The sequence below is a fragment of the Azospirillum sp. Sh1 genome (assembly GCF_008365135.1).
Classification (GTDB): Bacteria; Pseudomonadota; Alphaproteobacteria; order Azospirillales; family Azospirillaceae; genus Azospirillum; species Azospirillum oryzae.
In genome coordinates, this window is sequence record NZ_VTTK01000027.1 from 89,585 (window position 1) to 95,964 (window position 6,380).

Below are 6,380 nucleotides of genomic sequence, written 5' to 3' on the forward strand. Positions count from 1 at the left end.
CCCGCAGCACTTCCACCCGCCAAATCCCCCTCTCCCCCCCGGGGAGAGGGTCGGGGTGAGGGGGATCCGCTGCGAGGATCTCTTCGGCTGCGCCGAACCCCCTCATCCTAACCTTCTCCCCAGGGGGGAGAAGGGACCTTGCCGAAGGGACACCCCGCCATGACCAGCCTGACCGACACCTCCGCCGACCTCGCCCGCGCCCAGCGCAAGGCGCGCCGCGCCCATACTCTCAACCGCATCGCCGCCGTCCTGACCACCGTCGGGCTGGGCTGGCTGGCGCCGCTGCTGCGGCTTGCCGCCGGCGAGAACCCGCGCCAGCAGGGGATCGAGCTGTGGCGCCAGATGGGCGTCCCGCTGACCGCCATTCTGCTGTTCCTCGCCGCCTGGGGCTGGGCCGCCCCGCAGGTCCACACCAGCCTGGGCGCCATCCCCGGCCCGGCCCAGGTGTGGGAGCAGGCGACGAACCTCTACGCCGACCACAAGGCCGAACGCGCCAAGGAAGCCGCCTTCTACGAACGCCAGGAAAAGCGCAACGCCGAAAAGCTGGCGAAGAACCCGGCGGCGGAGGTGAAGACCCTGCCCTATGCCGGCAAGCCGACCTACCTCGACCAGATCGTCACCAGCCTGAAGACCGTCTTCACCGGCTTCCTGCTGGGTGCCCTGATTGCGGTGCCGCTGGGCGTGGCGAGCGGCCTGTCGCCGACCGTCAACGCCGCGATCAACCCGCTGATCCAGATTTTCAAGCCGGTGTCGCCGCTGGCCTGGCTGCCGCTGGTCACCATGGTGGTCAGCGCCACCGTGTCGGGCAGCGACCCGCTGTTCGAGAAGTCCTTCCTGACCTCCGCCATCACCGTCACGCTGTGCTCGCTGTGGCCGACGCTGATCAACACGGCGGTCGGCGTGTCCTCCATCGACCGCGACCTGATGAATGTCGGCAAGGTGCTGCAGCTGTCGGGCTTCACCATGGTGCGCCGCCTCGTGCTGCCGTCGGCCCTGCCCTACATCTTCACCGGCCTGCGCCTGTCGCTGGGCGTGGGCTGGATGGTGCTGATCGCGGCGGAGATGCTGGCCCAGAACCCCGGCCTCGGCAAGTTCGTCTGGGACGAGTTCCAGAACGGCTCCTCCAGCTCGCTCGCCAAGATCATGGTCGCCGTCTTCACCATCGGCCTGATCGGCTTCCTGCTCGACCGCGTGATGCTGGCGCTGCAGTCCGCCGTCAGCCACAGCCCCGCCCGCTGACCCTTCACCAGAGGAGACGACGACCATGGCGATCCTGGACCTGAAGGGTGTGTCGAAGTCCTACGGCGGCACGACCGTGCTCCACAACATCGACCTGTCGATCGAAGAGGGTGAGTTCGTCGCCATCGTCGGCTTCTCCGGCTCCGGCAAGTCGACGCTGATCAACCTGATCGCCGGTCTGGCGATGGCGGATGCCGGCGAGGTGCTCTATCGCGGCAAGCCGGTGACCGGCCCCGGCCCGGAGCGCGGTCTGGTCTTCCAGTCCTATTCGCTGATGCCCTGGCTCAGCGTGAAGGAGAATGTCGCCCTGGCGGTGGATGCCGTCCACAAGGCCAAGGGCGGCGCCGAGCGCGGCGTCCTGACCCGCCGGGCGGTGGAGACGGTCGGCCTCGGCCACGCCACCGACCGCCGGCCGAAGGAGCTGTCGGGCGGCATGCGCCAGCGCGTCGGCTTCGCCCGCGCGCTCGCCATGAGCCCGGAGATGCTGTTGCTGGACGAGCCGCTGTCGGCGCTCGACGCCCTGACCCGCGCCAAGCTGCAGGACGAGATCGAGGCGATCTGGCGCAAGGACCGCAAGACCGTCATCCTCATCACCAACGATGTGGACGAGGCGATCCTGCTGGCCGACCGCATCATCCCGCTGACCCCTGGCCCGAACGCCACGCTCGGCCCCGCCTTCACCGTCGATCTGCCTCGCCCGCGCGACCGCACCGCCGTCAACCATGACGAGGATTTCAAGCGCCTGCGCGCCGAGGTCACCGCCTATCTGATGGAGGTCGGCGTCGCCCGCGGCACCGGCGGTGACGACGATCTCGTCCTGCCGGACGTGAAGCCGATCACCGCCTCGCCCCCGCCCAAGGCCTATATCGAGGCGATGGGCGGGCGCGGGATGGAGGACCGCTATCTCGAATTCACCCGCCTGACCAAGACCTTCGCCACGCCCAAGGGTCCGTTGACCGTGGTGGACGGCTTCGACCTGAAGATGCGCAAGGGCGAGTTCGTCTCGCTGATCGGCCATTCCGGCTGCGGCAAGTCCACCGTGCTGTCGATGGTGGCCGGCCTCGCCGACGTGACCAGCGGCGGCATCGTGCTGGACGGCAAGGAGGTGGACGGCGCCGGTCCCGACCGCGCCGTGGTGTTCCAGGCCCCCAGCCTGTTCCCCTGGCTGACCGCTTACGAGAACGTCATGCTCGGCGTCGACCGCGTCTTCCCGCACGCGAGCAAGGGCGAGCGCGCCGACATCGCCCGCTATTACCTCGCCCGCGTCGGGCTTGGCGACAGCATGGACCGCAAGGCGTCCGAACTGTCCAACGGCATGAAGCAGCGCGTCGGCATCGCCCGCGCCTTCGCCCTGTCGCCCAAGCTGCTGCTGCTCGACGAGCCCTTCGGCATGCTCGACAGCCTGACCCGCTGGGAGTTGCAGGAGGTGCTGATGGAGGTGTGGGCGCGCACCAAGGTGACGGCGGTCTGCGTCACCCACGACGTGGACGAGGCGCTGCTGCTGGCCGACCGGGTGGTGATGATGACCAACGGCCCCAACGCGAAGATCGGCCACATCCTGAAGGTGGACATCCCCCACCCGCGCACCCGTCAGGCTTTGCTGGAGCACCCGCGCTATTACGACTATCGGGAAGAGCTGCTGAACTTCCTGGAAGGCGGCCATGCCGGAGTGCCGAAAAAGGCGGCGTGACCGCTTTCACTCCCCGGAAAGCCCACCGAAGACGTATCGACAAGCTGGTCCCGCGGGACCAGCTTGTTGTCTTTCGGCAAGACAGACGGGAGAGACGGAGATGAAGCGCGTGACCCTGCCGGACGGCACCGAGGTCCCGGCTCTCGGCCAGGGCACCTGGATGATGGCGGAGGGGAGCGGCGACCGCGCCGCCGAGATCGCCGCGCTGCGGGCGGGCATCGACCGTGGCATGACCCTGATCGACACCGCCGAGATGTATGGCGACGGCGCGTCGGAGGAACTGGTCGGCGAGGCCATCGCCGGCCGCCGCGACGGCCTGTTCATCGTCACCAAGGTCCTGCCCAGCAACGCGTCCCGCATCGGCACGGTCAAGGCCTGCGAACGCAGCCTGAAGCGGCTGGGGATCGACCGCATCGACCTCTATCTGCTGCACTGGCGCGGGGGCGTGCCGCTGGAGGAGACGGTCGAGGCCTTCGAAACGCTGATCCAGGCCGGCAAGATCGCCCGCTGGGGCGTGTCCAACTTCGACGTGGACGACCTGGAAGAACTGGCGGAGATCACCGACCTGCACGGCTGCGCCGCCAATCAGGTGCTCTACAACCCCGAACACCGCGGCATCGAATACGACCTGCTGCCCTTCCAGCACACTGCGCGCATGCCGCTGATGGCCTATTCCCCCATCGGCCAGGGCGGCCGCCTGCTGCGCTCCCCAGCATTGCTGGCGGTGGCGAAACGCCACGACGCCACCCCGGCGCAGGTGGCGATTGCCTGGGCCCTGCGGCAGCAGGGCGTGATCGCGATTCCCAAGGCGGGAACGACGGAGCACGCTCTTCAGAACGCCGAGGCCGTGAAACTGACCCTGACCGGCGAGGACATCGCGGAGATCGACAAGGCCTTCCCGCCGCCGAAGCGCAAGCAGCCGCTGGCGATGATTTGAGGGAAGCCGACGGGAGGGCGCCGGACTTCGCGACTGTCCGGCCCACCCCACCAAGGTCAGGATCCGGACGTCACCGCAGCTTGAGGGTGACCATCTGGGAATCTGTGATCGAGGAAAGCTGCTCTCGCCGTTTCCGGCCGATCTGCTTGGCCTCGTTGATGGTGTTTTTCAATTTGCTCTGGAAGAGCTGTTTCATCACGTCGCCCGAAACATTTTGCAGGGTAACCCCCGTAAGCTCCGACGCGCCGCCCGTATATTGGATCTTTCCCAGATTGACGACCCTGCTTTCCGGCAAGCGGGCAATAAGTCCGTCATCAAGCTTCAGTCTTGCGAGCCTTGCCGCGGCGCCCTTCTTGGCCGGCGCACTGTCCGACTCGATGCGCAGCTTCTGCTCCAACGGATCGGCCTTGGCGAAGGGTTTGTTCCGTATGGCTTTGGAAAACAACTTCATTGTCTCTCTCCATGGGGTCTCCCGCTGTCGGCAAAATCGATAAGCTCAGACAGCATGCTGGAGGCGAAACGGGCGAAATCGTCGTTCAGCACGCCCTTAATGTAGGACGCATCGCCGTTCCCGTCCAGAAGCAGCACCATGGCGGGCCGCGCATGCCCGTCGTCTACCGACGAATATATGGGGATGGCAAGCTGCCATGTCATTCCCCTCCACAGCAGACGGCGGAGGCGGCGATTGGCGTCTCCTGCCAGCCGATAAGTGAAAGGCGCGGCATCGAAGGTCGGTTTCCCCGTGCAGAAGACATGCCCCGCCAGAGAGCCGTCGATTGGAACGGTCAAGGTCTCGTCGGGATGACGGGAACGGTTATAACAATGAAGATAGCGAAGGCTGCGGTGGGTGCCGGGTTCGGCCATGGCAAGACACACCCGAACCTCGCCCGCATTGCTATGACCGCCCGCTTTGAGCAGATCGACGACAACCTCATGCAGTTTGCGGCATGCCCGGCGCAGCAGACGGGGGCGAGTCTCCAGCTCATAGATGACGTTGGCCGATGCCCATTGATAAGCCGCGCCAACCACCTTTGCCGCCTGATCCGCCCCCAGATCAAAATCCAGAACCCTGACATCGGTCCTGATCGGCAGGACGTACAGGCCGGCCGCCGCCCTCTTGTTCAGGATTCCGGCCCCGAAGAGGGCGGCCCGCGTCGCGGCGGCAAGATTGTGGAAAGGCGTCAGCAAGGCCGTCGGCCCGCCGTCTTTCCGGCGCTCGTTCTCGACGATTTCAATCGCGATGGTATGAGCGTCGGGATCGAGAGCGCGCTCCTCGTCGAACGTCCAGGCCGGCAGGTTGCTGACCAGACCGCCATCGTAATAGGGGACGCCGGCAATGATCTTGGGACTGAAGATGACCGGAATGGCGATGGACGCGGCAACCGCGTCGGCGACCGCCACCTGCGGCGTGCGCTCCTGCGAAAACAGCGTCAGCTCGCCACTCTCCAGGTTGGTGGCGACGATCTTCAGCGGTCGGGGCAGATCCTTGAAACAGACCCGGCCTTTCGGCCCGACGCTGGGAATCTTCCTGCGTAACGCACGATCCATGTTGATGGTGAAGGTGTCCGTCGAGCAAAGCCCGGCGCATAGCCAACGAAAAATGGAGACCGCAACCGCAATCACCGTCAACATGAACAGCGGCACGCCGAAAACCGGTGCCAGACCTCCATTCTCACGATCCAGATGCCATCCCACGCAGGCAGAGAACAGGAAGAAAAACGTCCCCAGCCCTGCGAGCAGCATTTTCCAATGGTCGAGGCACCAGCGGAATCCGCGGATTATGCTCCAGGCGTCGCCAAAAAGCTCTGTTGCGCGGCCGAGGTGCAGATCTTTCAGGATCGTATGGGAACCATCCGGCGCGAACAGCTCCTCTGAACGATAGCCGGCGGCGACGAGCGCCGCCAGGATGGCGCCTGCCGAGGTTCCCGCCACACCCAGGATGTCCGGCTCCAGTTCTTCAATGGCCCGCAAGGCACCGACATGCACCAGCCCCTTCGCACCGCCGCCTTCGAAAACCAGAATGGCGCGCCTGGATCGCATCTTCTTCGCCGCCAACACTGCTCTCCCCGCTCTACAGGCCGGCTCCAATCGGCTCAACGCTTCGACCTTCGTACAGCGTTTTCGAATTTCCGCCCAGGCAAAAAAGATGAGTTATCGACGACTCTATCGTCTTCCGGTTGCCGGCGCCATGCCGGTCGATACGCGGGTCCAAAATGGCGAAGGCCGCCAACCCGTTGCGGTTGGCGGCCTTCATGAATGGTGGTCCCGACTGGGATTGAACCAGTGACCCCTACGATGTCAACGTAGTGCTCTCCCGCTGAGCTACGAGACCACGGGAACCCAAAACTGTCGCTCCAGTAATGGAGCGGGCGAAGGGATTCGAACCCTCGACCCCAACCTTGGCAAGGTTGTGCTCTACCCCTGAGCTACGCCCGCAAAGTGGCGCGAGTGACGGGACTTGAACCCGCGGCCTCCGGCGTGACAGGCCGGCGCTCTAACCAACTGAGCTACACC

The 6,380-nt window shown here is 65.5% G+C and carries 6 protein-coding genes and 2 tRNA genes; 3 read left to right on the plus strand and 5 right to left on the minus strand.

What is annotated here, in order from left to right:
• Window positions 1-159 precede the first annotated feature (159 nt).
• The 3 genes from FZ029_RS23320 (at window position 160) to FZ029_RS23330 (ending at window position 3,866) form a co-directional block, all read left to right on the plus strand.
• Window positions 160-1,239 carry an ABC transporter permease gene (locus FZ029_RS23320; RefSeq protein WP_149272138.1) on the plus strand — a complete coding sequence of 360 codons (1,080 nt, stop codon included), beginning with the start codon at window positions 160-162 and terminating at the stop codon, window positions 1,237-1,239.
• Between the two features lie 25 nt (window positions 1,240-1,264).
• Window positions 1,265-2,929, plus strand: a complete 1,665-nt coding sequence (locus FZ029_RS23325; protein ID WP_149272139.1) for a nitrate ABC transporter ATP-binding protein — start codon at window positions 1,265-1,267, stop codon at window positions 2,927-2,929.
• 100 nt (window positions 2,930-3,029) lie between these two features.
• The gene (locus tag FZ029_RS23330) at window positions 3,030-3,866 is read left to right on the plus strand and encodes an aldo/keto reductase (RefSeq protein ID WP_149272140.1); all 837 of its coding nucleotides are present in this window, start codon (window positions 3,030-3,032) and stop codon (window positions 3,864-3,866) included.
• A gap of 70 nt (window positions 3,867-3,936) precedes the next feature.
• Here the strand turns inward: FZ029_RS23330 and FZ029_RS23335 are convergent, their stop codons facing one another.
• From FZ029_RS23335 to FZ029_RS23355, 5 genes are all read right to left on the minus strand, one after another.
• Window positions 3,937-4,317, minus strand: a complete 381-nt coding sequence (locus FZ029_RS23335; protein ID WP_149272141.1) for a hypothetical protein — start codon at window positions 4,315-4,317, stop codon at window positions 3,937-3,939.
• On the minus strand, window positions 4,314-5,921 hold the full coding sequence (locus FZ029_RS23340) for a patatin-like phospholipase family protein (protein ID WP_149272142.1): 1,608 nt from the start codon (window positions 5,919-5,921) through the stop codon (window positions 4,314-4,316). The genes FZ029_RS23335 and FZ029_RS23340 overlap by 4 nt, the downstream gene beginning before the upstream one ends.
• Before the next feature lie 16 nt (window positions 5,922-5,937).
• Window positions 5,938-6,120, minus strand: a complete 183-nt coding sequence (locus FZ029_RS23345; protein ID WP_149272143.1) for a hypothetical protein — start codon at window positions 6,118-6,120, stop codon at window positions 5,938-5,940.
• A gap of 3 nt (window positions 6,121-6,123) precedes the next feature.
• A tRNA-Val gene (locus tag FZ029_RS23350) sits at window positions 6,124-6,198 on the minus strand.
• Between the two features lie 29 nt (window positions 6,199-6,227).
• Window positions 6,228-6,302, minus strand: a tRNA-Gly gene (locus tag FZ029_RS23355).
• Window positions 6,303-6,380 lie beyond the last annotated feature (78 nt).